21 protein-coding genes are annotated in these 26403 nt (G+C 70.0%); 12 read left to right on the forward strand and 9 right to left on the reverse strand.

Annotation, left to right across the window (positions count from 1 at the left end):
* Positions 1 to 4: 4 nt before the first annotated feature.
* Positions 5 to 415, forward strand: coding sequence for a secondary thiamine-phosphate synthase enzyme YjbQ (locus CFP71_RS16610; RefSeq protein WP_093934754.1), 411 nt, complete (start codon positions 5 to 7; stop codon positions 413 to 415).
* Here CFP71_RS16610 and CFP71_RS16615 read toward each other — a convergent pair.
* Positions 353 to 1351 carry a YhgE/Pip domain-containing protein gene (locus CFP71_RS16615; protein ID WP_093934755.1) on the reverse strand — a complete coding sequence of 333 codons (999 nt, stop codon included), beginning with the start codon at positions 1349 to 1351 and terminating at the stop codon, positions 353 to 355. The genes CFP71_RS16610 and CFP71_RS16615 overlap by 63 nt on opposite strands.
* A 127-nt stretch (positions 1352 to 1478) precedes the next feature.
* Here CFP71_RS16615 and CFP71_RS16620 point away from each other — a divergent pair, with 127 nt between their 5' ends.
* The 4 genes from CFP71_RS16620 (at position 1479) to CFP71_RS16635 (ending at position 6237) form a co-directional block, all read left to right on the forward strand.
* Positions 1479 to 2165, forward strand: coding sequence for an HAD hydrolase-like protein (locus tag CFP71_RS16620; protein WP_093934756.1), 687 nt, complete (start codon positions 1479 to 1481; stop codon positions 2163 to 2165).
* A 9-nt stretch (positions 2166 to 2174) separates the two neighbouring features.
* A complete protein-coding gene (locus tag CFP71_RS16625) occupies positions 2175 to 3116 on the forward strand; it encodes a DUF8017 domain-containing protein (protein ID WP_093934757.1) in 942 nt (313 codons plus the stop codon).
* Positions 3113 to 3976, forward strand: coding sequence for a DUF8017 domain-containing protein (locus tag CFP71_RS16630; RefSeq protein ID WP_093934758.1), 864 nt, complete (start codon positions 3113 to 3115; stop codon positions 3974 to 3976). Before CFP71_RS16625 ends, CFP71_RS16630 begins: the two co-directional genes overlap by 4 nt.
* 71 nt (positions 3977 to 4047) lie before the next feature.
* Positions 4048 to 6237, forward strand: a complete 2190-nt coding sequence (locus CFP71_RS16635; RefSeq protein ID WP_093934759.1) for a bifunctional lysylphosphatidylglycerol flippase/synthetase MprF — start codon at positions 4048 to 4050, stop codon at positions 6235 to 6237.
* Here the strand turns inward: CFP71_RS16635 and CFP71_RS16640 are convergent.
* The gene (locus CFP71_RS16640) at positions 6174 to 7133 is read right to left on the reverse strand and encodes a DUF8017 domain-containing protein (protein WP_093934760.1); all 960 of its coding nucleotides are present in this window, start codon (positions 7131 to 7133) and stop codon (positions 6174 to 6176) included. The genes CFP71_RS16635 and CFP71_RS16640 overlap by 64 nt on opposite strands.
* Positions 7133 to 8881 carry a proline--tRNA ligase gene (locus CFP71_RS16645; RefSeq protein ID WP_093934761.1) on the reverse strand — a complete coding sequence of 583 codons (1749 nt, stop codon included), beginning with the start codon at positions 8879 to 8881 and terminating at the stop codon, positions 7133 to 7135. Before CFP71_RS16645 ends, CFP71_RS16640 begins: the two co-directional genes overlap by 1 nt.
* 126 nt (positions 8882 to 9007) lie before the next feature.
* Here CFP71_RS16645 and CFP71_RS16650 point away from each other — a divergent pair, with 126 nt between their 5' ends.
* Complete coding sequence (locus tag CFP71_RS16650) at positions 9008 to 9361, forward strand: VOC family protein (RefSeq protein ID WP_093934762.1); 354 nt, start codon at positions 9008 to 9010, stop codon at positions 9359 to 9361.
* A 232-nt stretch (positions 9362 to 9593) separates the two neighbouring features.
* Here the strand turns inward: CFP71_RS16650 and CFP71_RS16655 are convergent, their stop codons facing one another.
* Positions 9594 to 9938: a YciI family protein gene (locus CFP71_RS16655; protein WP_093934763.1), complete on the reverse strand. Its 345-nt coding sequence runs from the start codon at positions 9936 to 9938 to the stop codon at positions 9594 to 9596.
* Positions 9939 to 10040: 102 nt separating this feature from the next.
* Between CFP71_RS16655 and CFP71_RS16660 the strand changes: the two genes are divergently transcribed.
* Positions 10041 to 10943 carry a 2-hydroxyacid dehydrogenase gene (locus CFP71_RS16660; RefSeq protein ID WP_093934764.1) on the forward strand — a complete coding sequence of 301 codons (903 nt, stop codon included), beginning with the start codon at positions 10041 to 10043 and terminating at the stop codon, positions 10941 to 10943.
* 194 nt (positions 10944 to 11137) lie between these two features.
* Here CFP71_RS16660 and CFP71_RS16665 read toward each other — a convergent pair whose 3' ends face one another.
* A complete protein-coding gene (locus CFP71_RS16665; protein ID WP_093934765.1) occupies positions 11138 to 12073 on the reverse strand; it encodes an aminoglycoside phosphotransferase in 936 nt (311 codons plus the stop codon).
* Positions 12074 to 12146: 73 nt separating this feature from the next.
* Positions 12147 to 13115, reverse strand: a complete 969-nt coding sequence (locus tag CFP71_RS16670) for a GNAT family N-acetyltransferase (RefSeq protein ID WP_093934766.1) — start codon at positions 13113 to 13115, stop codon at positions 12147 to 12149.
* Positions 13116 to 13174: 59 nt separating this feature from the next.
* Here CFP71_RS16670 and yaaA point away from each other — a divergent pair, with 59 nt between their 5' ends.
* Together yaaA and CFP71_RS16680 are read left to right on the forward strand one after the other, a co-directional pair.
* Positions 13175 to 13930 carry a peroxide stress protein YaaA gene (yaaA, locus tag CFP71_RS16675; RefSeq protein WP_093934779.1) on the forward strand — a complete coding sequence of 252 codons (756 nt, stop codon included), beginning with the start codon at positions 13175 to 13177 and terminating at the stop codon, positions 13928 to 13930.
* An 87-nt stretch (positions 13931 to 14017) separates the two neighbouring features.
* A complete protein-coding gene (locus CFP71_RS16680; protein WP_093934767.1) occupies positions 14018 to 15469 on the forward strand; it encodes a trypsin-like serine protease in 1452 nt (483 codons plus the stop codon).
* 63 nt (positions 15470 to 15532) lie between these two features.
* Here CFP71_RS16680 and CFP71_RS16685 read toward each other — a convergent pair whose 3' ends face one another.
* From CFP71_RS16685 to CFP71_RS16695, 3 genes are all read right to left on the reverse strand, one after another.
* Positions 15533 to 17056: a phytoene desaturase family protein gene (locus CFP71_RS16685; RefSeq protein ID WP_093934768.1), complete on the reverse strand. Its 1524-nt coding sequence runs from the start codon at positions 17054 to 17056 to the stop codon at positions 15533 to 15535.
* Between the two features lie 72 nt (positions 17057 to 17128).
* The gene (locus CFP71_RS16690; RefSeq protein ID WP_093934769.1) at positions 17129 to 18676 is read right to left on the reverse strand and encodes a S8 family peptidase; all 1548 of its coding nucleotides are present in this window, start codon (positions 18674 to 18676) and stop codon (positions 17129 to 17131) included.
* A complete protein-coding gene (locus CFP71_RS16695; RefSeq protein ID WP_093934770.1) occupies positions 18676 to 19839 on the reverse strand; it encodes a S8 family peptidase in 1164 nt (387 codons plus the stop codon). The genes CFP71_RS16690 and CFP71_RS16695 overlap by 1 nt, the downstream gene beginning before the upstream one ends.
* 270 nt (positions 19840 to 20109) lie before the next feature.
* Here CFP71_RS16695 and CFP71_RS16700 point away from each other — a divergent pair, with 270 nt between their 5' ends.
* The 3 genes from CFP71_RS16700 to CFP71_RS16710 all read left to right on the forward strand — a co-directional run.
* The gene (locus CFP71_RS16700) at positions 20110 to 22974 is read left to right on the forward strand and encodes an ATP-binding protein (protein WP_093934771.1); all 2865 of its coding nucleotides are present in this window, start codon (positions 20110 to 20112) and stop codon (positions 22972 to 22974) included.
* 658 nt (positions 22975 to 23632) lie between these two features.
* Positions 23633 to 24574, forward strand: coding sequence for a serine protein kinase RIO (locus CFP71_RS16705; protein ID WP_093934772.1), 942 nt, complete (start codon positions 23633 to 23635; stop codon positions 24572 to 24574).
* 366 nt (positions 24575 to 24940) lie between these two features.
* Positions 24941 to 26403, forward strand: a 1463-nt coding sequence (locus CFP71_RS16710; RefSeq protein ID WP_093934773.1) for a DEAD/DEAH box helicase, incomplete at its 3' end; no start/stop codon positions are given.

A 26403-nucleotide genomic window follows, 5' to 3' on the forward strand; every position in this document is an offset into this window, starting at 1 on the left:
GGGTATGTACTCCACGGAGATCGAGGTGCGCACCGGCAGCGTGGCCGTGGTGCACGACCTGACCAAGGACGCCGAGACCTTCCTTCGCGACGCGGACGCCGAGGACGGGATCCTGCACGTCTTCGTCCCGCACGCGACGTCCGGGCTGGCGATCCTCGAAACCGGCGCGGGCAGCGACGAAGACCTGCTCACCGCGCTCGACGAACTGCTCCCCCGCGACGGCCGCTGGCGGCACCAGCACGGCAGTCCCGGTCACGGCCGTGACCACGTCCTGCCCGCGCTGCTGCCGCCGTTCGCGACGATCCCGGTGCTCGGTGGCGTGATGACGCTGGGCACCTGGCAGTCGGTCTGCCTAGTGGACACCAACCTGGACAACCCGGTCCGGCGTGTCCGCTTCAGCCTGCTGGAGGGCTGACCTGCCCGGCCACAGCGCGAGCAAGAGCCCGGCCGTGAGCAGCCCGGCGAGCACCCACACCCCGGTCGCGACGTCCGGCGCTCCGGGCACGCCCTGCAACAGGCTCCGGAGCGCTTCCGCGGAGAACCGGAAGGGCGTCCAGGACCACAGCACCGCGCGATAGGCGGGGTTCAGCAGCTCCGGCACCTGCCCCGCGACGGCGGGCGCGACCAGATACAGCGGGCCGAGGATCGCCATCGCCCGCACGCCGAGCAGCCGCAGCAGACCGGCCTGCAAGGCGGCGAACCCGGTCGAGGCCAGGAAAAGGAAGCCGAGGACGTCCCAGCCGAGCGGGAGCGCGGAGTCCCACAGTTTCAGGAATCCGGCCAGGACGCCGGTCACCAGCGCCCCCGCCGCGACGATCTGCGTGAAGCGCGCGCCGGCTCCCGCGTCCCGGCCGATCCGCCGTCCGGCCACGATCAGCACGGCACCGGCGGCCAGGCAGCCGACCCACGCCAGCGCGCTCAGCGCGAGCGGCGCGGTCCGGCCCGCGACGCTCGCGGGGTGCAGCGTTTCGACCTTCGGCGTGCCACCCGTCGCCTGTGCGGCGCCGGTCAGGACCTGTTGCGCGATCTGTGTCCCGGACGGGTTCACCGCCCCGGACACGACGACCGTCGACGGGAGTTCGAGGACGCCGTAGACCTCCTTGTCCTCCAGCAGTTTCCGGCCTTCCTCGGGCGAGGTCATCCGCCAGGAGACCGGACCGCCGCCATGGGACGCGATCCCGTTCGCGGCCACCTGCAGCGGCCCCGGCGGCGCGGCGACGGCGATGGGGAGACCGTCGGGCGCGACGGTGGCCTGCGCGCCGAAGGTGAGAAAACCGAGCACGACGGCGACCAGCGCACCGGCCACCGCGGCGAGCAAAGCGAAGGCCCCGGCGGGGCGACGGTTCGGCATGACCGTCCTCCATTTATTCGTCACTTGTTGAATTAGCTGTCAAGGTAGGCGTCCACCCCCAGGAAGTCAACAGACGTTGAATAAGCTCACCGGTACCGTCGACCGCGTGACTACTCCGCATCGGCTAGTGCTTTGGGACATCGACCAGACCCTCGTCGACCTGCGCGGCATGGGTGCCGCCTGGTACACGGCCGCGCTCGCCGAGGTCGCGGGCGTCGAGCTGCGGGCGCTGCCGAACTTCGGCGGCCGCACCGAACGCGCCATCAGCGCGGACATCCTGACCTCGCACGGTGTCGAACCCACCGAGGAGAACGTGCGCAAGCTGTGGCTCGCGCTGATCGCGGTCTCCGAAAGTCACGCGCCGACGCTGTCCTCGAACGGCCGGGCGCTTCCTGGCGCCAAGGACGCGCTGAACGCCTTCGCCCGGCACGGCGGCGTCGTCCAGACGCTGGTCACGGGGAACCTGCCGGAGATCTCCGTGCACAAGCTGACCGCGTTCGACCTGCACGAACACGTGGACTTCGAGATCGGCGGCTACGGCTCGCTCTCGGCGCACCGGCCCGATCTGGTGCCCGCCGCCGTCGGCCAGGCCTCGGCCAAACACGGCACCGATTTCGTGCCCGAATCGGTCGTCGTCATCGGCGACACCCCGGACGACGTGCGGGCCGCGCTCGACAACGGCGCCGTCGCGGTGGCCGTGGCGACCGGGCAGTTCAGCGCGGAGGAACTGGCCGACGCGGGCGCGCACACCGTGCTCGGCGACCTGTCCGACCTGGCAGCGGTGCGCGCGGCCGTGCTCGGGGAGGCCAACTAAGCTCGCTCCATGGCATACCCAGGCGGCAACGGCTGGCCGGAGCAGCAACCTCAGCAGCCCTATCAGCAGCAACCCCCGCAGCAGGGGTATCCGCCGCAGAATCCGCCTCAGTACAGCCAGTACCCGCAGCAACCTCAGCAGCCGTACGAGAGTTACCAGCAGTTCCCGCAGCAGACGTACCAGGGATTCGCGCCGGAGCCGCCGAAGAAGAGCAAGAAGGGCCTCTGGATCGGCCTCGGCGCGCTCGTCCTCGTCATCGCCGTCGGCGCCACGCTCTTCTTCGTCCTGCGTGACGGCGACGAGCCACAGCCTCAGGCCGGTCCGCCGCCTTCGTCCGCGCCGGTGCCACCCTCGTCCTCGGCGTCGAAACCGCCGTCCACGAGCAGCGGTGCCCCGAAAGACAACGAAGTGCCCTCGACGACGCCCGGCTGGCAGGGGATCCTGTCAGCCAAGGACAAGACCGCCTACGACCTTCCCGCGTCCGGCTGGGAGACCAAGCCGGGCCAGATCGTCGGTTACAACGAGGGCGAGTTCAAGATGGTCATCCACGAGGCGTCGACATACAAACTCGGCGCCTGCCCGGATGCCCGGGGCTCGAACCGCGGCGTCGTCGGCTTCGCCACCGCGGGCGACATCCCGGTCGAAAACGCCGCCCGGGGCGCTGTGCGGCTCTGGATCCAGGCCGCCACCGGCAAGGCCGACGTCCCGATGCCCGACGTCAAGCAGGTCCCGATCGCGAACGGGGCGATCCAGGCGACCAGTTCGACCGGGACGTTCACCCCGCCCGAGACCGAAGAGTGCCGGGCGCCGAGCGTGAAGATCACCTCGGCCGCGTTCAAATCCGGCGAGCAGACTATCTGCTTCGTCATGGCCATCGACCAGGGCACACCCGACGCGCTTCCCGACGCGGACGCGCAAAAGATCCTCGCGAGTCTGAGGCCGCAGCCATGACCGACCCCGGTGAGCGCTCCGACGAACCGCGAACGTGGTTCGTCGATCCGCTCACCGGGCAGCCACTCGAAGCCGAGACCGAAAGGACCGGGCCGATCCCGGTCGTCCGGGATCCCGCCCCGGCTCGCCGCCGTCTCCGCCTCAGGCCGACGCTGGGCGTCATCGGGCTGATCGTCGTCCTCGCGGTCGGCACGACGGCCACGTACCAGGCCAGGACAGCGCCGCCACCGCCCGCGCCGAGCCTCGTCCTTCCCGACCCGGTGATGCCCACCAGGATCGAGCCCGTGATCGCGGGCTGGCAACCCGTCCAGTCCGACGATCACCCGCTCGTTTTCGACGTCCCGCCGGATTGGAAACTCGAAGAGCCGGACGTCGCCGTCGGGTACGAGACGCCGGCCGGTGACCTCGTCACCCTGCAAGGCGTCGCCCGCTACCACCGCGATTTCTGCCCGGCCTCCGACCTCGCGGCGCGGGCGATGGCGGGATTCACCACCATCGACGAAGGCGAGGTCGGCGGCACCGCCCAAGCGGCGGAGGAAACGACCCTGCGATGGGCCGAAGCCGCGTACGGCTCTCTCGGCGAAGGACGGTCCCCGAAGACCGAAATCGGCAAGGCGGACCCGGTGAAGATGCTGGACGGCGGCGCGACGGCCACCGCCGTGACCACCACCGTCGTCCCCGCCCCGGACGGGCCCTGCCCGGCCCCGTCGGTCGCGATCACCGCGATCGCCCTCCCCTTGCGCGCCCTGCCCGGATCCGGCCGCTACCACGTCCTCCTGGTACTGGCGGACCAGGGAATCCCCGACGCCGTCGCCAGGGACATCGTCCTCAAGATGGGTGGGACCATCCGTCGCGAGTAGCACTCCCCTAAGGGAAAGATGGGTCCGGTGCCGGATGTGCCGGACCGGCTCCCGCGCCTAATTTGATTTCCATGCCAAAAGGGGGAAGCGGGACGGCCGCGCCGGGCCGGACGCACAAGATCGCCACGGTGCTGAGGCACCGGCTGCCTTTCACCACCCTCGTCACGCTGACCATGCTCGCGCTCGCCTTGGCCACGGGCGCGCTCTGGTCGGCCGCCGAGGACCGCGCGGTGTACCCGTACATCGCGTATGGGCTGCCGTCACTCGAATCAGGCCGATGGTGGACCGTGCTCACCGGACCGCTGTTCGCGGTCGTCCCGCTGTACTACTTGCCGATGGTGCTCAGCTTCGCGCTGTTCGCCGGGTTCGCGGAGTGGCGGCTCGGGACGCGCCGGGCGATGGCCGTGACCATCGGCGGCCAGTTCGTCAGCGTGCTGGTGGCCGTGCAGTTCCTGGCGCTGAGCCGGAACTCGGGCTGGGAGTGGGCGGAACGGGTCGCGGGCAGCCTCGACGTCGGGTTCTCCGGGGGCGCGCTCGCCGCGGTCGCGGTCGCCAGCGCCACCCTGCGCCCGCCGTGGCGCCTGCGGTTGCGCGCCGGATTGTGCGTCTACGCCGGGATCGCGATCATCTTCGTCGGCACCCTCGCCGACCTCGTGCACTTCTTCGCCCTCGTCCTGGCCCTGCCGTTCGGGCGCAAGTTCCTCGGTTCGAAGGAATCCGGCCGCGAACGACGGCCGAGCCTGCGCGAGTGGCGGTTCTACGTCGTGGCCGGCCTGCTGGTGCTGACGGTCGCCGAACTGGTGATGTCCTTCGTACCGGGCAACGGTCCCTTCGGTTCGTCCGAGGAGCTCTCGCTGTCCACCTGGGAAGTCGTCGTCCTGTGCCTGATCGTGGTGCCGATCATGAACGGCCTGCGCAAGGGCAGCCAGGTCGCCTGGTGGTGCGCGATGATCCTGACCTCGTTCGTCATCCTTCAGGTGATGGTCTACGGCGGGGTGCTCACGCTGGCGGAGATCTTCGGTGACGAGAGCGAACTGATGGATCCGCCGCTGTTCTTCGTGGACAACCTCCTGTGGACGGTCGAATTCGCGTTGCTGGTCTCGTCGCGGGGCGCCTTCCGCGTGCCGTCGCGCCGGAAACGCCGTCGTCTCGGCCGGATGGGCAACCCCGCGCTGGCCCGCACGCTGCTCAGCCGTCACGGCGGAAGCACGCTTTCGTGGATGACGACGTGGCCGCAGAACTCGTACTTCGTGGCCGCGGACGGCAAGTCCTACCTCGCCTACCGGCGGCACGCCGGGGTCGCCATCGCCCTCGGCGACCCGATCGCCCCGGACGGCGCCGCCGACCGGACGATCGCCGAGTTCATCACGATGTGCGAGAACACCGGTCTCGTGCCGTGCCTGTTCTCCGCCACCGGCGACACCACCGCGAAGACCGAGGAACTCGGCTGGAAGCAGGTCCAGGTCGCCGAGGACACCCTGATCGAACTGGAAACGCTGGAGTTCCGCGGCAAGCGCTGGCAGGACGTGCGGACCGCGCTCAACCGCGCCAAGAAGGACGGCATCGAGTTCCGGCTCGTCCGGCTCGCCGACCAGCCGCGCGCGGTGATCTCGCAGGTGCGCGCGATCTCCGAGGAGTGGATCAGCGACAAGGGCATGCCGGAAATGGGCTTCACCCTCGGCGGGGTCGACGAGGCGATGGACCCCGAGACCCGGGTCGGCCTCGCGGTGGACGCCGACGGCGTGGTCCACGGCGTGACGTCGTGGATGCCGGTCTACACCGGCGCGGGTGCCATCGGCGGCTGGACGCTCGACGTCATGCGCAAACGCGCCGACGGCTTCCGCCCGTCGATGGAGTTCCTGATCGCGTCGTCGTGCCTGGCCTTCCGCGATGAAGGCGCGAAGTTCGTTTCGCTGTCCGGCGCCCCGCTGGCGAGCTCCGGCGAACCCGCGCACGCCGTCGAGCGGGTGCTGGACGCGCTCGGCACGATGATGGAGCCGTTCTACGGGTTCCGTTCGCTGCACGCGTTCAAGGCGAAGTTCCAGCCGCGCCACGTCCCGCTGTACCTGGCGTTCCGCGACGAGGCGGATCTGCCGCGGATCGGGATCGCGCTCGGCCGGGCCTACCTGCCGAACACCGGGCTCCTGCGGCTGGCGAAGCTCGCGCGCTCGGGCAAGAAGCCCCAGCCCCAAAGAGATCAGCGCAACGTCGAAGGCGGCGGCGTGATGGTCTTACGGTCCGCTTCCGGCACACCCCGGTAGGTCTTGAGGATCTTCAGGATCTGCTCGCGGTCCGCGCTGCCCTGTTCGTCTTGATCCGAATAGACGAGCAGGGCGGCGGACGCGTCTCCCATGTCCACCGCCTGCACGCCGACCAGGGCACGCTTCGGGGTGCAGGGCGCCGCGTACCCGAGGGTCACCTCCGCGATGACGATGCTCGCGGGGGCTTTTTTGCCGGTGCCCAGCGTGAACTCCGTCGCTTGCGGCGGTTCGACGGCGATCTTGGCCGAAAGCGGGCCCGCGTCGGGGTTGTACGCGCTCACCGCGAGATCGTTGACGGCCTTGTTCGCCGCGGCGGCCGCGTCGGCGACCTTCACGGTCGTCATCCCGCTGCCGCCGACCCTGCTCCCCTTGACCTGCGGGCAGTAGCCGTCGCCGACGAAGGCGCTGGAGAACATGGAGATGCCCGGGACGAGGGCGCCCTTCTCCCAGCCGTGGACCGTGCCCGGTTTCGGCGTCCAGTTCGGTGGGACGTCGTAGGCGACCTGACCGTCGGCCCCGGCCACCGACTGCCAGCCTTCGGTCACCGGCGGCGCGACGACGCGCGGCGAAGGCGTGTAGACGGTCGGGGTCCGGGGAGTCGGAGAGCTGCTGTCCGACGAGCGGTCACTGTTGTTCGCGAGCGCGGCGACCGCGATGACGCCGAGCGTGGCGAAGAAGCCGTACATGGCCCTTCGCCCGCTTCGCGACATCGGCTGCTTCGCGGGCTTTTGCGGCTCCGGCGCGGGTTCGGCTGCCGGCGCTGGTTTCGGTTCGGCCTGTTCCGGGGCGGGCGAGTAGCCGGGCGAGTCCGAGGGCTGATAGCCCCCGAACCCGTCCAGCGCCGCGTTGTCCTCGTAGCCCGGGGAATCCCCGCGCTTCTTGCCGAACAGACCCATCAGGAACGGACGAGCTTGACCAGGTGCTCCACGACCGCGTCGACGGCGATCTCCTCGCGGTCGCCGGTGCGGCGGTCCTTGACCTCGACGACGCCGTTCGCGAGACCGCGCCCGACGACGAGGATCGTCGGCACACCGACGAGTTCGGCGTCCGCGAACTTCACGCCCGGGGACGCCTTGCGGTCGTCGAGGACGACCTCGATCCCGGCGGCGTCCAGGTCGGCGGCGAGCTTCTCCGCGCCGGCGGCGATCGTCTCGTCCTTGCCCGCGATGACCACGTGCACGTCGAACGGCGCGACCTCGCGCGGCCAGACGATGCCGAGGTCGTCGTGGTTCTGCTCGGCGAGCACGCCGACCAGCCGCGAGACGCCGACGCCGTAGGAACCCATGGTGATGCGGATGGGCTTGGAGTCCGGGCCCAGCGCGTCCAGCGAGAACGCGTCGGCGTACTTGCGGCCCAGCTGGAAGATGTGCCCGATCTCGATGCCGCGCGCGGCGACCAGGGTGCCCTTGCCGTCGGGCGAAGCGTCGCCTTCACGGACCTCGGCGGCCTCGATCGTGCCGTCACCGGTGAAGTCGCGGCCAGCGACCAGGTCGACCACGTGGTGGTCGCGCTCGTCGGCGCCGGTGACCCAGGCGGTGCCGTCGACGACGCGCGGGTCGAGCAGGTAGCGGACGCCGTTGTCCTTCAGCGCCTTCGGGCCGATGTAGCCCTTGACGAGGAAGGGGTTCTTGGCGAAGTCGGCCTCTTCGAGCAGCTCGAACTCGGCGGGCTCGAGCGACGCTTCGAGACGCTTCGTGTCGACCTCGCGGTCTCCGGGGAGGCCGATGGCCAGCAGCTCCCACTCCTTGGCGCCCGGCTGGCGGGTCTTCACCAGGACGTTCTTGAGCGTGTCCGCGGCGGTGAAAGTGCGCCCGAGACCGGCGTCGTTCAGGAACGTCACCAGCGACTCGATGGTCGGGGTGTCCGGCGTGTGGTGGACCTTCGCCTCGGGCAGGCCGTCGACCGGCTTCGCCTCGGGCGCGGGCGTGGTGACCGCTTCGACGTTGGCGGCGTAACCCGACTCGGTGCTGCGGACGTAGGTGTCTTCACCCGTCTCGGCGACGGCGAGGAACTCTTCGGAGGCCGAGCCGCCCATCGCGCCGGAGGTCGCCTTCACGACGACGTACTCGATGCCGAGGCGGTCGAACAACTTGGTGTACGCCTGGCGGTGCAGCTCGTACGACTTCGCCAGACCCTCGTCGTCGAGGTCGAAGGAGTAGGAGTCCTTCATGACGAACTCGCGGCCGCGCAGGATGCCTGCCCGGGGACGCGCCTCGTCGCGGTACTTGGTCTGGATTTGGTACAGGACGACGGGGTAGTCCTTGTACGAGTTGTATTCACCCTTCACGGTGAGCGCGAAGAGCTCTTCGTGAGTCGGGCCGAGGAGGTAGTCGGCGCCCTTGCGGTCCTTGAGTCGGAACAGGGCGTCGCCGTACTCGGTCCAGCGGCCGGTGGCCTCGTAGGGCTCCTTCGGCAGCAGCGCGGGGAACTGGATCTCCTGCGCGCCGATGGCGTTCATCTCGTCGCGGACGACGTTCTCGATACGGCGCAGCACCCGTAGGCCCAGCGGCAGCCAGGAGTAGCCGCCCGGGGCAACCCGGCGGACGTAGCCGGCGCGTACCAGGAGCCGGTGGCTCGGTACCTCGGCGTCCGCCGGATCCTCACGCAGGGTGCGAAGGAACAACGACGACATCCTGGTGATCACTTCTGGGCTCCTCGCTGGAATTACGTGCTTAGACGTTCTGCGCAGCGTAGTCACCCCGCCCCGGGGCTGTTCAACCGGTTATCGCGGGCACCCGGTTTTGTCGGTGGGTGCCGCTAGCGTTCCGCCATGGGTATCGAACTGGGCATGATCACGATCGACTGCGCGGATCCGCGCGCGCTCGCGGCGTTCTGGACGAAGGCGCTCGGGGTGGAGGTGGATCAGGACTACGAGGGCGAGTTCCTGATCCTGCGACCCAAGGCCGGGGCCGGGCCCGTGTTCGCGTTCCAGCGGGTGCCGGAACCGCGTACCACCAAGAACCGCGTCCACATGGACTTCCAGACCGAAGACAGACAGAAGGAGGTGGAACGTTTGACCGCACTGGGTGCGAAGAAGCTCGACGAGCACGAGATGCCGGGTATCGCCTGGACGGTGCTGGCCGATCCCGCGGGCAACGAGTTCTGCGTCGCGGTCCACGGCTAGCCGGTGTCCCGCCGATCACGCTTGACGTCCATCTGATCACGCGTGTCGTCCATCTGATCACGGGCGACGTCCGGCTGCGCACGCTTGACGTCCGTTGATAGTCATCGCCGCATCGGTCCGCCCCGGGGCAGCCTCGGCGTTGTCCGGCTGGACGTGCGCTCAAGCGTGCCCAGCCGGACGGCACCCGTGGTCAGGCGGACGACACGCGTGATCAGATGGACGGCACCCGTGATCAGAGGTCGTCCGGAGCGGGCAGCAGCTCGCGGACCTCTTGCGCGCAACGGCAGGCGACGGCGATCTCGGCCGCCCACCGCAACGCTTCCTCGCGCGTGGGCACGTCGACGATCGAGAATCCGCCGAGGTACTGCTTGCCCGCCGGCTGCGGGGCGTCGGTGACCGTGCCGTCGGTGGCCACCACGCTCGTCCCCTCCCGGGGCGTCAGGCCACAGCCGAACACCCACACGCCGGCGTCCATGGCCGCCCGGACCACCGCGACCGACGCATCGGTGACGGCGGGCAGGTCCTCCTCGGAGATCTGCATCGCGCCTTCGTCGAACGAGATCAGGTACTGGGTCACTGCCGTCTCCTTGGTCCCTTTGGCCAGAGAAGCAGAGTCTCGCGCCCATGGGCGTGGAAGGGCAACGGATTCCGCGGCGAGTCCCATGGTCAGAATGGCGGCATGACGGAGCGAGCCATCCTGCCCTGGTCCGACATCGAGCTGCCCGACGGGCTGAGCGCCCGGCTCTACGACGGCACGGGTCCGCTGCCGGACGGCGACCTCGATGACGTCGAGGTCTACGTGCTGCCGTACGACTCGGGTTCGGAGCCGACGAAGCTGATCGCCCGGCTTCCCGCGTTGAAGCTGGTGCAGGCGCTTTCGGCCGGGGTGGAGAAGCTGGTCCCGCTGGTACCGGCGGGAGTGAAGCTGGCCAACGGCCGCGGCCTGCACGACCTCAGCGTGGCCGAGCACGCGCTGGCGCTGATCCACGCGTCCCAGCGGGATCTGCCGCGCTGGTTCGCGCAGCAGGCGACGGCGTCGTGGGATCGCGAGCACACGCGTTCGCTGGCGGACAGCCGGGTGCTGCTGGTCGGCCACGGCTCGATCGGCCAGGCCATCGAGCGGCAGCTGGTCGCGGCCGAGGCCGTCGTGACCAGGGTGGCGAGCACGGCCCGGCCCGCGGAACGGGTGCACGGCGTCGGCGAACTGGCGGAACTGCTGCCGTCCGCCGACATCGTGGTCCTGATCCTGCCCGAAACGCCCGCGACCATGGGCTTGTTCGGCGCCGCGGAACTCGCCGCGCTGCCGGACGACGCCCTGGTGGTGAACGTCGGGCGGGGCTCGGCGATCGACACCGGGGCGCTCACCGCGGAGACCGTCTCCGGACGGTTGCGGGCCGCGCTGGACGTCGTCGATCCGGAGCCGCTGCCCGCCGGGCATCCGCTGTGGTCCGCGCCGGGCGTGATCATCACGCCGCACATCGCGGGCGGATCGGCGTCGTTCTACCCGCGCGCGAAGCGGCTGGTCGCCGAGCAACTGCGCCGGTATGTCGCGGGCGAAGACCCGCTGCACGTCGTCGGCTGACGTACTTTGTCGCGCTGACGGACTTGTCACGGTGCCTGCTCCCGGCTCGTTCGCCGGGTTCTCGGCCGGGGCGCGGACGTGACTCGCGTGATCAGAGGCGGAACTCGCGTGCTTGAAGCCGGAACTCACGTGTTCGGCGCGGCGTGCCCCGGGTGCTCGTGGGGCGTTTAGTCCTCTGGATGCGACCTGACGGCCTAGGGCCAGTGGGTCCGGTAGGCGAGCCAGTCGCGCATGGCCGCGGCGAGACGGCGTTGCGCCGCGCGGACGCCGGTCGTCGCGGGTGGTTCCGGTAACCGGGACGCGCGTTCGGCGTGCCCTGCCAGGGCGACGCCGAAAGCGGTGACCGCCCAGACCGGGACGCCGGCGAGCACGGGGCGGCGCCGCAGCAGGCGGTCGACGTCGGCGGGTTCGTGCCCGGCGTCGAGCAGATACGGGACGAGCGCGACCAGATCGAGCCAGCCCGCGCCCCTCGCCGGATAGCGCCAGTTGGTGACGAGCACCCTGCCCGGCCCGGTCCGCACCAGGTATTCGAGCTGGATGTCGTTGTGCAGCAAGGTGTCCCCGGCCGACCAGGGATGCCAGGACGTCTCCAGCTGGACGAGCCTGTCGAGGTTGCGGACGGCCCAGCCGTCGAGGTCGCCGGGAAGTTCCTTCGCCAGTTCGTGCCATCCGCGCAGGAGCGGGCCGAGATCGTCGAGTGCGTCCGGGACGTCGGGCAGCGGGCACGGCGTGAGCGTGCGCCCGAGCGCGCCGAACGTGGCCAGGACCGCGGAGATGTCCGGCGAGCCTGGGCGCAGGTTTGGCCTCGTGCCGTCGAAGTCGGCGAACGCGAGCACCAGCCAGTCACCATCCACAAAGGACAGTAACCTCGGCGTCGGCGCCTCCGGTGGCAGCCGTCGCGCGATGGCGGCCTCCGTCCGGTAGCCGCCCGCTCGCGGACTGTCGGCCGGAATGGCCTTCAGGAAAACCCAGCGATGACCGCGGTCGAGTTCGAGCCTCGCGGCGACACCGCCGTCGAATTCCGGGGTCTGCCACAGCGAACGACGGACCGCCGACCCGAGCTCACGCTCCACGGCGTCGCGCGTCGCCGACGGCAGGTCGTGCCAGCCGAGGCGTGCGGAAACCGGCAACGCCCTACCACCCCCAGCGATCTCTCCGAGAAGATCGACTGTACCGAAATACGCCCTTTCGGGTGACAACCGGTCAGGTGGCGATGGGCTTCACGTACCCGGCCCAGCGCTGATGCTCGCTGAACCCGACGCGCTCGTAGACGCCGAGAGCGCGATGCGTGTTGTCCTGATCGACGTTGAGCGAAGCGCGTTGGAAGCCCGCGGCCTTGGCTTTGACGAGCGTGTGACCGAGCAGCGCGCCGGCGATGCCGCGTCCACGAAGGCCCGCGTCGGTCGCGACGTGACTGGCATACAGCTCTTTCACACCCGTCGCGGCCTCGTCGGAGGCGAAATGCGCGGTCAGCACCATCGCGACCACTTTGTCCCCGGCCGGGCTCAGCAACAGGAACGACAGATCCGGCTGGAAGTCCTTCGCGCCCACCACGAGATGCCGCCAGGCCTCCGGGGACTGCTCCGTGCTCCCCCAATGGTCCGCGAAGGTCTCGTTGCGGGACCGCAGGGTGAGTTCCTCGTACTTGTCCTCGTAAGCGACGAGGGGGAACTCTTCGGGCAGCGGCTTGACCGGCGGGAGCGAGCCGAGGTCGGCCCGCATGTCGACGAACCACCGGGCGTGCTCGTAACCGGCGTCCACGAGCAGGTCGGTGAGCCAGCGCTGTTTGGTGTTGGCCGCGGCGTGCAGTTCCAGCGGTGCGTCCGGATGGGACTTCGCGTGGATCTCCTTGCCCGTCTTCTCGAACCAGGCGGTGAGGCGCGCGGCGATCGCGTCGTCGCGGTACCCGGGGTGGACGAGCGTCTCGACCCGCACCATATGCGCCGGATTCGCCGCGTCACGCCGCCTGAGCAGGCCGTAGGCGACCAGCTTGCCGCCGTCCCAGGCGCTGGTGGTCGCCGTCGGCAGGTCGACGTTCGGCGAGCCGATCTCTTCGGCGAGGTCCTCCGCGCTGTAGTGCTCTTCGATCGGCTCGACACGCTCCGCCGCGGCGAAGGTCTCGGCCAGTCGTGGCATGTCTTCCATGGTCAGCGGGCGCCAGGTCAGGCTCATGCGGACGAGGCTAAGCCCGCGCCTCGGAGTGACGCACCCCATTTAGTTACGCTTCCGTGGTGCTCGTGCTGCTCCCCCCTTCCGAAACCAAGGCCGCCGGCGGCACCGGCGCGCCGCTGGACCTCGGCGCGCTGTCGTTCCCGGAACTGAACCCGACCAGGGCGAAGCTGGCCGACGCGCTGTCCGAACTCGCAGCCGACGTCCCGGCCAGCGTCGCCGCGCTCGGGATCACGCCACGACAGGCCGACGAGGTCGCCCGCAACGCCGAACTGTGGACCTCGCCCACGATGCCCGGGCTGCGCCGCTACACCGGGGTGCTCTACGACGCGCTCGACGTGAAGTCCTTCACCAAGGCGACGCTGGCGAAGGCCGAGAAGCGCCTCGCCGTCGCTTCGGCGCTGTTCGGCGTGGTCGCGGCGACGGACCCGATCCCCGCGTACCGGCTTTCCGGCGGGAACGCGCTGCCGTCGCTGGGGACCATCCGCAGCGTGTGGAAGCCGGTGCTCGAACCGGTGCTCCAGGGCATCGAGGGGCTGGTCGTCGACCTGCGTTCCGGAACGTACTCGGCGCTCGCGAAACTCCGGCCGGACGCGGTGACCGTGCGCGTCGTGACAGAAGACGCGAAGGGCAACCGGACCACGGTGAGCCATTTCAACAAGGCCTACAAGGGACGGCTGGCCGCGGAACTGGTGAAGTCCCGGAGCGAACCGTCCACTGTGGAACAGCTGATGCGCGTGCTGTCGAAAGCCGGTCTCGACGTCGAGCGCACCGGCGACCACAGCATCGAACTACTCACCGGCGACGGCGTGCATTAGTTCCGTACCCCTACGGGCTTCTTCCTCGGTTGTTCCACCAGGCACGGATGCGGAAAGTGATTTCCAGCCACCTGGAAAGGAACCACCGTGAACAGAAGACAACGGCTGCTGGGGATCGCCACCGCCACCCTCGGCTGCCTCTCGGTCCTCCTCCCCGCGCCCGCGGCCGCCGCGAACCTGCCCGCGGTCACGCCGACGGATCAAGCGGTCGTCCCCAGTGGACCGCACACGAACTCCATCGGCGGCACGCCCGCCTCGGTCAAGGACCACCCGTTCATCATCGCGGGCCTGCGCCAGGGCGGCTCCCGGCCGCAGGGCCAGACGTGCACCGGTTCGGTCGTGGCGCCGCGCAAGATCCTGATCGCCGCCCACTGCAAGGCGGCCGAAGGCGAGAAGAGCTTCCTTTACGGACTGGACGATCTCAACGCGGGCGGCGGGACGAGGATCGGCGTCGTCAGCTACGACATCCACCCGAAGTACGTCAACTTCGACCAGGGTTACGACGTCGCGGTGGTCACCACGGACGCCGACATCCCGGTGCCGGGCGGCCAGTACGCGAAGGTCGCGACGTCGGCCGACACGGACCTGAACAAGCCGGGCAAGTCCGGGCTGGGGCTCGGCTACGGCAAGAAGGACTTCAACGACGACACCCGCAACGTCGAACTGCACAAGTTCACCCTGCCGGTCGTGCAGGGCAGCAACTGCAATGGTGTCGGCGCGGGTTTCAAAGACGCCACGATGATCTGCAGCGGTTACAGCGACGGCCGCGTCACCATCCTGCCGGGTGACAGCGGCGGTCCGCTCATCGTGGACGGCAAGGTCGTCGGCGTCGCGTCCTGGAGCCGCAGCGACTTCAAGTGGTACAGCGTCTACGGCCGGCTCAACAACGACATGGGCGACTGGGTCAAGCAGCAGATCGGCGAGCCGAACAACCCCGAGACGTTCTCCCTCGCGGTGACGCCGTCCTCACTCAAGGTCGAGCCGGGCAAGTACGTTTCGGCCACGGTGACCAGCAAGCCGGGCAAGAACGGCGCGGAGAAGGTCGATCTGAGCGCGTCGGGGCTTCCGGACGGCGCGAAGGCCACGTTCCAGCCCGCGGCCATCAACTCGGGTGAGTCGGCGAAGGTGAGCATCGACGTTCCCGCCGGGACGGCCGAAAAGGACTACGCGGTCACGATCTCGGGCAAGGGCACCACGGACACGGCGACCACGAAGCTGACGCTGACCGTCGGCAACGGCGGCCCGCAGCCCGGCGACCTGAAGGTGAGCGTGAACCCCGGCAGCGGGACCGTCCAGCCCGGCTTCTTCAGCAACGTCACGGTTTCCGCCACCGGCGGGACCGGCACGATCACGCTTTCGGCGTCCGGACAGGGCCTGCCGTTCGCACCGTTCTTCAACCCGAAGACGATCTCGAGCGGCGGCAACTCGACCATGCAGGTGGCCGCGCCGTTCCAGCGGGGCACGTATCCGGTGACCGTCACCGCGACGGACTCGGCGGGCAAGACCGCTACGGCGACCTACACCCTCACCGTCCAGTAGCGCGCGTGTCATAAGGGGTCCCCTCAAGACGTTTTTCGTCTTGAGGGGACCCCTTATGACACTTCAGGAGCGGGAAAGCACCGCCATGGCGGCATTGTGACCGGGGATGCCCGAAACGCCACCACCCCGTACGGCGCCCGCGCCACAGAGCAGCACCCGCTCGTGTTCGGTCTCGACTCCCCAACGACCCACCTGAGCGGCATCGGCCGCATAGGGCCATGACAGATCGCGATGGAAGATGTGACCCGCGGGCAATCCCAGCTCGGCTTCGAGGTCCAGCGGTGTCTTCGCCTCGACGCACGACCGGCCGTCCGGCGCGCGCAGCACGCAGTCCTCGATCGGCTCGGCCAGCACACTGTCCAAAGAGGACAAAGTCGCTCGCAACGCCTCTTCGCGCGCGGCGTCGTTGCGTCCCTCGAACAGCCGCGCCGGCATGTGCAGCCCGAACAAGGTCAGTGTCTGCACACCGGCGGCCCGCTCGGCCGGGCCGAGGATCGACGGGTCGGTCAGCGAATGACAGTAGATCTCACACGGCGGCAGTGAAGGGATCTCGCCCGCGGCGGCCTCGGCGTAAGCCGTCGCCAGCTGCCCGTAACCCTCGTTGACGTGGAACGTGCCCCCGAACGCCTCGCGCGGGTCGACGCTCGCATCGCGCAGCCGGGGCAGCCGTGACAGCACCATGTTCACCTTGAGCTGCGCGCCTTCCGGCGACTCCGGCGGCTCCTCCCCCAGCAACCGGGCAAGGGTTCGCGGCGCGACGTTCGACAGCACGTGCCCGCCGCGCACGGCGAACTCGTCGTCACCGAGCCGATAGCGCACCGAACCGTCCGGATCGAGGGACAGCACCTCGGCGCCGGTCACCAGCCGCGCCCCCGCCGTCCGCGCGGCCGACGCGAGCGCCCCGGTCACCGCGCCCATCCCGCCCACCGGCACGTCCCAGTCGCCGGTTTCGTTGCCGATCACGTGGTAGAGCAGGCAAAGGTTCTGCCGGAAGTCGCCGGCGTCGGCGAAGGTCCCGATCAGCGCGTCGGTCAGGACGACGCCGCGGACGGTGTCGTCGCCGAACATCCGGACGAGTGTTTCCGCGATCGGCCGTTCGAACAGCGCGTCCCAGCCCTCCGGCTCGATCCGCGAACGCAGCTCCGCGCGGGAGACCAGCGGCTCGGTCAGCGTCGAGAACGTCGCCTCGGCGACCCGGGAGGTCATCGCGTAGAACCGTCGCCACGCTTCGAAGTCCTTTGTGGACCCGGTGAGCGCGGAGAACGACGCCGAAGTGCGGCCGTCGTCGCCCGTGTCGACAAGGAGACCGCCGTCGCCGACAGGCGTGTACGACGACATCCGCCGTCGCCGGAGATCGAGTGTGAGCCCGAGGTCCGCGATGATCTTGCGCGGCAGCAGGCTCACCAGGTACGAGTACCGCGAAAGCCGGACGTCGACGCCGGGAAAGGCCCGGAACGACACCGCCGCGCCACCGACCTCGTCCCGGCGTTCCAGCACCAGCACCGAGCGGCCGGCCCTGGCCAGATAGGCGGCCGCCACCAGGCCGTTGTGCCCGCCACCGACGATCACGGCGTCGTACGACTCCATCCAAGGCCTCCCAGCGAGAACGACAGTGCGCCGCGGTCATCGTGACCGCGGCGCACCGCCCTTCGCAAGGACTCAGAAGGTGATGGAGAAGCCTTCGATCGTCCCGCTGTCGAACCGGTAGACGTCACGGACCCGCAGTTTCCAGGTCCCGTTCGCCGGTTCGGACGAGGCGTTCACCGTGTACGACGTGTGCACGCCGCTCGCCTCGCCGATCCCTCCCGCCTGCTTGAGGCCGAACACCGCACCGCTCGGCCCGATCAGGTCTATCGCCAGGTCACCGGTGTAGGTGTGCGCGATGTCGACCTTGACCGGCAGCGTCGCCGACGCCTTGCCGTCGCAGCCTTCCTGCGTCACCGAACTGGTCACCGCGTCACCCGCGTCCGGAATGGACACCGGTGTCGTGTTGGATTTGGCCCCGCACTTCGGGCCGGGGCCGCCTCCGCCGATGAACGAGACGTTCAGCAGCTTGTTCACCGTTCCGCTCGGCAGGCCCTTGAGCACGCCGTCCGAGGAGTTGTTCACCAGCGCGTCCCGCGTCTGCTGCGCGGTGGCGCCGGAGTTCGCGGCGAGGTACAGCGCCGCGGCACCGGCCACGTGCGGCGTGGCCATCGAAGTCCCGCTCATGTTCGCCGAACCACCGTTGGACGTGGACAGCGACGTGATGTTGCTGCCAGGGGCGAAGATGTCCACGCACGAACTGTGGTTGGAGAACGAGGACTTGTTGTCGTTCTCGTCCGAGGCGCCGACCGTGATCGCCTCGGGGATGCGGGCGGGGCTGACGTTGCAGGCGTTCTGGTTCTCGTTGCCCGCCGCCACCACGTAGACGAAGCCCGCCGCGATGGACTTCTTGATGACGTCGTCGCCGAGGCCGACCTGGTCCATCCGCAGGCTCAGGTTCGCCACCGCCGGTTTGGTGCCGTTCGAGGTCAGCCACTCCGCCGCGTCCACGATGGCGGAGTCGGGGCCGTTGCCCGAACAGTCGTTGCCGAGCACCTTCAGCCCGACGAGCTTGACCTTCTTGGCCACGCCGTAGGTCTTGCTGCCGATGGTGCCCGCGGTGTGACTGCCGTGCCCGTTGCAGTCCTTGCCGTTGCCGCCCACGAAGTCCTTGCCGATGGACGCGCGCCCCTCGTACTCGGGGTTCTCCGGGTTGATCCCGGTGTCGAGGTCGTACGCGGTGACGCCCTCACCCGTGTTCGGGTACGTGAAGCTCTTGTCGCGCGGCAGGTTCTTCTGGTCGATGCGGTCGAGGCCCCAGGTGGGGTTGGTCTGGGTGCCGACGGCACGCGCGGTGCCGTCCTGGTAGACCGTCTTGACCGCCGGATCCGCCGCGAGGCGCCGGGCCTGCTGCTCGGACAGGCCCTTGACCGAGAAACCGCGGAGCACGTTCTTGTACGCCGACCGGACCTCGCCGCCGTAGCGGCTGGTCAGCGAAGCCGAAGACTGCTCGACGGCCATGGTGCCGACCTCGTGGAGTTCCACGATGTACTGATCCCCGTAGTGCTGGTTCGCCTGCACGACAACGCCTTCCGCCTGCGCGGCGACGGCGTTGCCGGCGGCGAGCGCGGCGAGTGCGGTGGCCGCGAGGGCCACCACCCCGCCGCGCACGCCGCGGCGCATCAGAGACCTGCCACGTTCAGCAGTTTGTTGGTCGAGCCGGAACCGGGGCTGGTCACGACGCCGTTGGTGGCGGCGGCGGCCAGACCGGAGGCCACGGCGGCGGGGTTGGCCGACGGGTGCGAGGTCAGGTAGATCGCGGCCGCGCCGGCGACGTGCGGCGTCGCCATCGAGGTCCCGCTCATCTGCTGGGTACCGCCACCGTTGCGCAGCGAGGTGATGTTGGTGCCGGGCGCGAAGATGTCGGTGCAGCTGCCGTAGTTCGAGAACGTGGACCGGCGGTCGTCGTTCTGCGTGGCGTTGACCGTGATGGCCTCCTTCACGCGCGCCGGGCTGGTGCTGCAGGCGTTCGTGTTGGAATTCCCGGAGGCCACCGTGTTCGTGATGCCCGCCGAGACCGCGCGGCGCACGGCGGCGTCGACGCCGTTGTCGGCCGGGCCACCGAGGCTCATGGTGAGCACCGACGGGCCCTTGGCGTTCTTGATGACCCAGTCGATCCCGCTGATGATCTGCGAGTACTGGCCACTGCCCTGGCAGTTCAGCACGCGGACCGCGACGATCTTGGCGCCCTTGGCCACGCCGTAGGTGGCGCTGCCGACCGTGCCGGCGACGTGCGTGCCGTGGCCCTGGCAGTCCTTGGCGTCGGCGTCGTTGTCGATGAAGTCGTACCCGCTGGAGGCGCGGCCGCCGAATTCGGACTGGCGGTAGTCCACGCCGGTGTCGACGACGTAGACCGTCGCCCCCGCCCCGTCGTTCGGGTAGGTGTACTTCTTGTCCAGCGGCAGCTTCTGCTGGTCGACCCGGTCCAGGCCCCAGGTCGGGTTGTTCTGGGTGCCGGTGATGTGCGCGACGGCGTCCTGCTGGACGAAGTCGACGGCCGGGTCGGCGGCGAGCCGCTTGGCCTGCGCCTCGGTCATCTTCACCGAGAAGCCGTTCAGCGCGGCGCCGTAGGTCGCCTTCACCTGGCCGCCGTACTTGGCCGCGAGACCGGCGTCGCCGCTCTTCAACGAGACGATGTACCCGTCCGTGACCGCTCCCGGCGCACCGGCGCCGAGGATCTGCCCCTCGGCGGCCGTCGCCGACCCGGCGAAGGCCAGCGAGGCCGTCACACAGGCCCCGGCGAGCACCGCACCAGCGATCCGGTGACGTCGAAGTTCTCCACGCATTTCCTGAGCTCCGTTCACTCGAACAGGTGGTTCGCGTCGGCGAGAATCCGGGCCGACGCCGTGACGAGCAGTCACGCTGGAATCACTTTCGGGTGGCGGTACCTGCACGAACAAGCGAGGCAACGGTCCGTAGGACTACGTATCTAATAGGGAAAATCACCATCCCTACGAAAGTTGTGTGACCGTCCGAGCGGGTTCCGTGAGCACTGAATCCGCGCTTAAGCTGCGTTCACTCGAACGGTGTTGTTCGTGAAGCGGGGGTGACCCGGCATGGTGATCGGTGGCTGCCGACGCAGGACGAGCTCGCCAGTTCTCGTCGGCCGTGAAGCTGAACTACGCGAGCTCCTCGACGGCGCGATGCGCTCGCCGTCCGTGCTCATGCTCGAAGGCGAAGCGGGCGTGGGCAAGACCCGGCTCGCCACCGAACTGCTGGCCTGCCCCGAACTGGCCGGACGGCCGGTCTTCACCGGAAGCTGCCAGCCGTTGCGCGAGCCCTTCCCCTACGGCGTCGTCTTCGACGCGCTGAAGGACGTCCGCCCGGCGCGCGAACTCAACCCCGTGACCGGCGTGCTCGCGCCCTACCTGCCGGAACTCGCGGCCTTCCTGCCCGAGCCGCCCGCCCGGCTCGGCGATCCCCGCGCCGAACGGCACCGGCTCTTCCGCGCCGTCCGGGAGCTGCTCTGCGCGCTGGGCCCGCACATCCTCCTCATCGAAGACCTCCACTGGGCGGACGACGGCTCCCGGCGCCTGCTGCGGTTCCTGATGACCGACCCGCCCGCGGGCCTGACCCTCCTGCTCACCTACCGGCGTGAAGAGACGCCCGGCGGCATCCCGCTCGGCAGCGCCTACCGGCCCGTGCCCGGCACCACGCACGTACCCGTCACGCTCCGTCCGCTGGACCGCGACGGCGTCCAGGCGCTGGTGTCGGCCCTGCTCGGCGAGGCGAACGTGTCGGCCGAGTTCGCCGCGCGACTGCACGAGCGCACCGCGGGGCTCCCGTTCGTGGTCGAGGAGATCGTGCACGCCATCGGGGGTGTCGAGGGCGCGGTGCACGCCGACGGCGCGACCGCGCGACGCCTGCTGGACACGGTCGAAGTCCCCGCGCTGTTGAAGGAAGCGACCGTCGAGCGCCTCATCGCGCTGCCGTCGGCGGCGCGGCGGATCACCGAGGCCGCCGCCGTTCTCGGCACACCGTCCACTTCGGACCTGCTGACCGCCGCGGCCGCGATCGCCCCCGAACGCGCCCGCCGCGCGCTCGTCCTCGCGCTCGAACGCAACGTCCTGGTGGAGAGCGGTGAAGGCACCTACGGCTTCCGGCACGCGTTCGCCCAGCAAGCCGTGTACCGCGCCATCCCCGGCCCCGATCGCCAGGAGCTGCACCGGCGGGCGTCGCGGCTGCTGCGCGACCGCCTCCCGCAGTCCCTGGTGCGGCTCGCCGAACACTGCCGCAAAGCCGGCGACCGGGCCGGTGCCCTGAAGTACGGCGAAGCGGCCGCGGATCAGGCGTCGACGGTCGGCGATCTCGCCACCGCGACGGACCTGCTCCGCACCCTGCTCGACGAACCGGGCCTGCAACCGTCCGATGTGGACAGACTGGCGGTCAAGTTCAGCTCGGTGGCGTGCAACGGCCTCGCGCAGGCCGAGGTCGTCCCCGCGCTGGAGCGGCTGCTCACCGACGGCAGGCTGTCCGGACGGCTGAGCGGCGAGGTCCGGCTGGGCCTCGGGCTCCTGCTGGTGCGCCAGGCAGGCGGGCTGGAGGCGGCGAGGACCGAGATCGAGATCGCCGTCAACGACCTCTCCGACCGGCCCGACCTGGCCGGACGCGGGATGGGCGTGCTCGCCCAGCCGTGGGTCGGCGCGACGCCGCTGCGGGAACACCGGCGATGGATGGACCGGGTGGACGGCCTCATCGACCAAGCCACCGATCGGCGGCTGAAGATCATCCTGCTGGCCAACAACGCGGCGTCCCGGCTGCACATCGGGGACGCCCGCGGCTGGGACATGCTGGACCGGGCGCCCACCAGCGTCGGTTCGCCCGACGAGCAGCGGCATCTTTCGCGGCTGCACTGCAACATCGCGGACGCCTGCGCCTGGACGGGCCACCACCGGCGGGCCAGGAGCCTGCTGCGCAGCGGGCTGCAGCTGGCCGCCGACTGCGGGGCGCCGTACGTCGTCAGCACCGCCAGCGCGACCGCCGTCCACACCGACTGGCTCACCGGGAACTGGGACGGCCTCGCCGAACGGGCCGACGCGCTGATCGACGAGTACCGCGACCTCCTGCCCGTGACCAGCGAACTGTGCCTGGTGCTGGGCCTGCTCGCCGCCGCCCGCGGCGAATGGGACGAGGCCGCCGCCCGGTTCGCCGGGACCGCGGCGGACCAGCCGGAGAACGCGTTCACGCCGGTCGTGATCGCGGCGCACGCCGGGATGGCGGGCATGCTGCTCGCGCAGGACCTCGGCGAAGCCGCCGTCACCCAGGCCGAAAAGGGACTGGAACTCTTGCGCGCCAAGGGTGTCTGGGCCTGGGGCGCGGATCTGCTCATGGCCGCCGTCGACGCGTACTGCGTCACCGGCCGGGAAGACCAGGCGGAGGCGCTGACCGACGAGTTCGAACGCGAGATCGGCGGTCTCGACGCGCCGGCCACCCATGCCGCGCTGGCCGCGAACCGCGGTCTCGTCGCGGCGGCCCGGGGCGACCACGCGACCGCGATCAAAGCCTTCGAACAGGCGCGGACCCGGTTCGAAGCCCTCCCCGCGCCGTATCACGCGGCGCTGATCGCCGAACGGGCCGCGCGGTGCCGCCTGGCCGGGAACGAGGACGTCGCCGAGACGTTCGCCGCGCTCGCCGAAGCGTTCGACCGGCTCGGCGCCACCCGCGACGCCGCTCGATGCCGTCACGCGTTCCGGTCCACCGGCGCGGTCGCCCCGTCGCGACGCGGCCGCCGTGGGTACGGCGACGAACTGTCCCCGCGCGAACGCGACGTCGCCCGCCTGCTGGCCGCCGGGCACACCAACCGGGAGATCGCCGAGGTGCTGTTCCTGTCGCGGCGCACGGTGGAACAGCACGTCGCGAGTGTTCTGCGGAAGCTGAAGGTGCGGTCGCGGAGCGAACTCGCCGGACTGCGGTCCGCCTAGGTGCTCGCCGAGGTCCGTGAAGGCCTCCTTGCCTACCCTGAAGGTAGTGAAGGAGGCCTTCACTACCTGAGCGATCGCCACTTTCGCCCCACAGGCACCAGCAACCACAGTAGTCACAGCGGCCGCGCGTGGAGGCCCCCTTCCCTCGGCTGAGCCGAGGAAACTCGACCTTCACACCTTGCCAAGTACGTGAAGGCCCCCTTCACTGCGCCTGGCGCAGTGAAGGGGGCCTTCATGTACGTGCAGACGGGTAAGCGCAGGTACCTCGTCTGCCACCGTCCTTGGCGACGGTGGCAGACGCGGTGGCGGGGGAGATTGACCCCGAGTGTGGAGGATCCGGGACGGTGAACGTCCCGAATCCTCCACACTCGACCGCCGATCACACCAGTGGGCAGGTAAACACGAGTCCGTCCGAGCCGGCCTCACCACTCACGACACTCCCTCCCCTCCGCCCTCGAATTAATTCGGTTGCGCGCGCCTGAGGGTGTCCGAGATGATCGTGCGCGATCCGGCAGGGAGCCGGTGGATGCGACAGGGAGGTGCCTCGTGCTGATGACTGTCCGGGGCGTTGTCCGCCCCCATCCACTCGCCCCTCGCGGCTGAGCGCGGAGCCACGACGCTCGCCCGGTGGGGCACCCCTGACTAGGAGAACCCACCAGTGCGCAAGCACGATCTCGAAGAGTCCTACGAACAACGTCCTCGCCGTATCCGTCGTCCTCGTTTCGACGACGAGCCCGAACCCACGCGCGGCGGACGGCTCACCGAAGCCGAAAAGGTCCGGCTGGCCCGGCTGCGTGAGGACGCCTACACCGAAACCGCCATCCCCGACGGCGCCGACCGCTGGAGCACCTGGGGAGACGCCGAGCACGGGCCGCAGCCCCGGCCGGACTGGGTGATCACCGAACTGGCGGCGGTGGACACCGAACTCGGCATCCTCAAGACCGGCAAGGAGGCGGACGTCCACCTCGTCCGGCGCAATCTGCCCGGCACCGAGGGCACCGTGCTGGCCGCCAAGCGGTACCGCAGTGGTGAGCACCGCTTGTTCCATCGTGACGCCGGCTACCTCGAAGGCAGGCGGATGCGGCGTTCGCGGGAGATGCGGGCCATGGAGTCGCGCAGCAGCTTCGGCCGCAACCTCATCGCCGAACAGTGGGCGGTGGCCGAATTCGGCGCGCTGAGCAGGCTCTGGACGGTCGGTGCCCCGGTGCCGTACCCGGTGCAGCGCGACGGAACCGAAATCCTGCTGGAATTCCTCGGCGACGGCGAGACGGCGGCGCCGCGGCTCGCGCAGGTCCGGCCGGAGCCGGAACAGTTGCGGGAGCTGTGGTTCCAGACCTCGGCGATGCTGGAACTGCTGGCGTCGCAGGGGCTCGCGCACGGCGACCTCTCGGCGTACAACCTGCTCGTCCACCGCGAGCGGATCATGGTGATCGACCTGCCCCAGGTGGTCGACATCGTCGCCAATCCGGGCGGGCTCGAGTTCCTCGCGCGGGACGTGCGGAACATCGCCGCGTGGTTCCACTCACGGGGACTGCCGGAGCGGCTGACGTCGGTCACCGAGCTGATCGAGGAACTGCAAGAGATCGCCGGGCTGCGCTGACCCTCCACAGTGTCATGAAGGGGTCTTTCCTGACGTGATCCGTCAGGAAAGACCCCTTCATGACACGCCGGGAGAACCCTCGGTGGAGACCCTGCCCACAATCGGTCCCTCCAGTTGGGAGGCCGGATAACGGTCCGGTACAGTAGTACTAGACCGCAACCGGCGGCGTGGATGAGTGGTGTCCGTCGCCTCCAAAGCCAACCGAATGGCTCGCGGTATCCGTATCAACCAATTGGCGCGCGGTGTCACGCAGACGCGGTGTGCCGGGTTCGTCCCTGTGAACGCCCATCTGTGCACACCATCTTGCCCTGCCTGCGCGCGGGCAGCCCGGGCCTCCTTGTGACGTGCCACGTCCGAGAGGCATTTGTGACAGTCACGTTCAACTCCGGCCACGTCTCACCGTCGGCGCGTCAGCACCGCAAGCCGCGCACCCGCCCCGCGGGTGACGCGATGCTGCGCGAAGACGCCGTCGAGACGGTCAAGGCGAAGACCTGGGCGGAACTCGGCCTCCCCGACCCGCTGCTGCGGGCGCTGGCCGACGCCGGTATCACCACCCCGTTCCCGATCCAGTCGGCGACCATCCCCGACGCGCTCGCCGGCCGCGACGTGCTCGGCCGCGCCCAGACCGGTTCCGGCAAGACCCTGGCCTTCGGCCTCGCGATGCTGACCCGGCTCAACGGCGGCCGCGCCCGGCCGAAGCACCCGCGCGCGCTGATCCTGGTCCCGACCCGCGAGCTGGCCATGCAGGTCGCCGACTCGCTGACCCCGCTGGCCAAGTCCCTCGGCCTGTGGTGCCGCACCGCCGTCGGCGGCATGGCCTTCACCCGCCAGGCCGACGCGCTTTCCCGCGGCGTCGACCTGCTGATCGCCACCCCCGGCCGGCTGTCGGACCACGTCCGCCAGGGCACCGCGTCGCTGTCGGACATCAACTTCGTCGCGCTCGACGAGGCCGACCAGATGGCCGACATGGGCTTCATGCCGCAGGTCCGCGAGATCCTCGACCTGACCCCGGCCCGCGGCCAGCGCCTGCTGTTCTCGGCCACCCTCGACGGTGACGTCGACAGGCTGGTCCGCGCGTACCTGACCGACCCGGTCACCCACTCGGTCGCCCCGTCGACCGCGAGCGTCACCACCATGGACCACCACGTGTTCCAGGTGTCGCACCAGGACAAGCAGGACATCATCACCGAGATCGGCGCCCGCGAGGGCCGCACGATCATGTTCGTCCGCACCAAGCACCACGTGGACCGCCTCACCGAGCGCCTGCGCGAGAAGGGCGTCCACGCGGCCGCGCTGCACGGCGGCAAGACGCAGGGCCAGCGCAACCGGGTCCTCGCGGACTTCAAGGAGGGCTACGCGCCCGTCCTCGTCGCCACGGACGTCGCCGCGCGCGGCATCCACGTCGACGACATCTCGCTGGTGCTGCACGTCGACCCGGCCGCTGACCACAAGGACTACCTGCACCGCGCCGGCCGCACCGCGCGCGCCGGGGCGTCCGGTGTCGTGGTCACGCTGGTCACCCACGACCAGCGCCGCATGGTGCGCCGGATGACCGACCGCGCCGGTGTCCGCGCCGAGCAGACCACCATCCGCCCGGGCGACGCCGAGCTCACCCGCATCACCGGTGCGCAGCAGCCCAGCGGCGAGCCGGTCGTCGAGCGTCGTCGTGAGTCCCCGCGTCGTGGCGGTGGCCGCGGCTACGGTGGCGGCGACCGCGGCGGCTACCAGGGTTCGCGCGAGGGTCACGGTCACCGCGAAGGCGGCCGTCCCGGCGGCGTCCGTGGCCGCCCGCGTCGTGGCGAGTCCGGTGGCGGCAACGGCCGCCCGCC

Origin of the sequence: Amycolatopsis thailandensis (assembly GCF_002234405.1) — a bacterium.
Classification (GTDB): domain Bacteria; phylum Actinomycetota; class Actinomycetes; order Mycobacteriales; family Pseudonocardiaceae; genus Amycolatopsis; species Amycolatopsis thailandensis.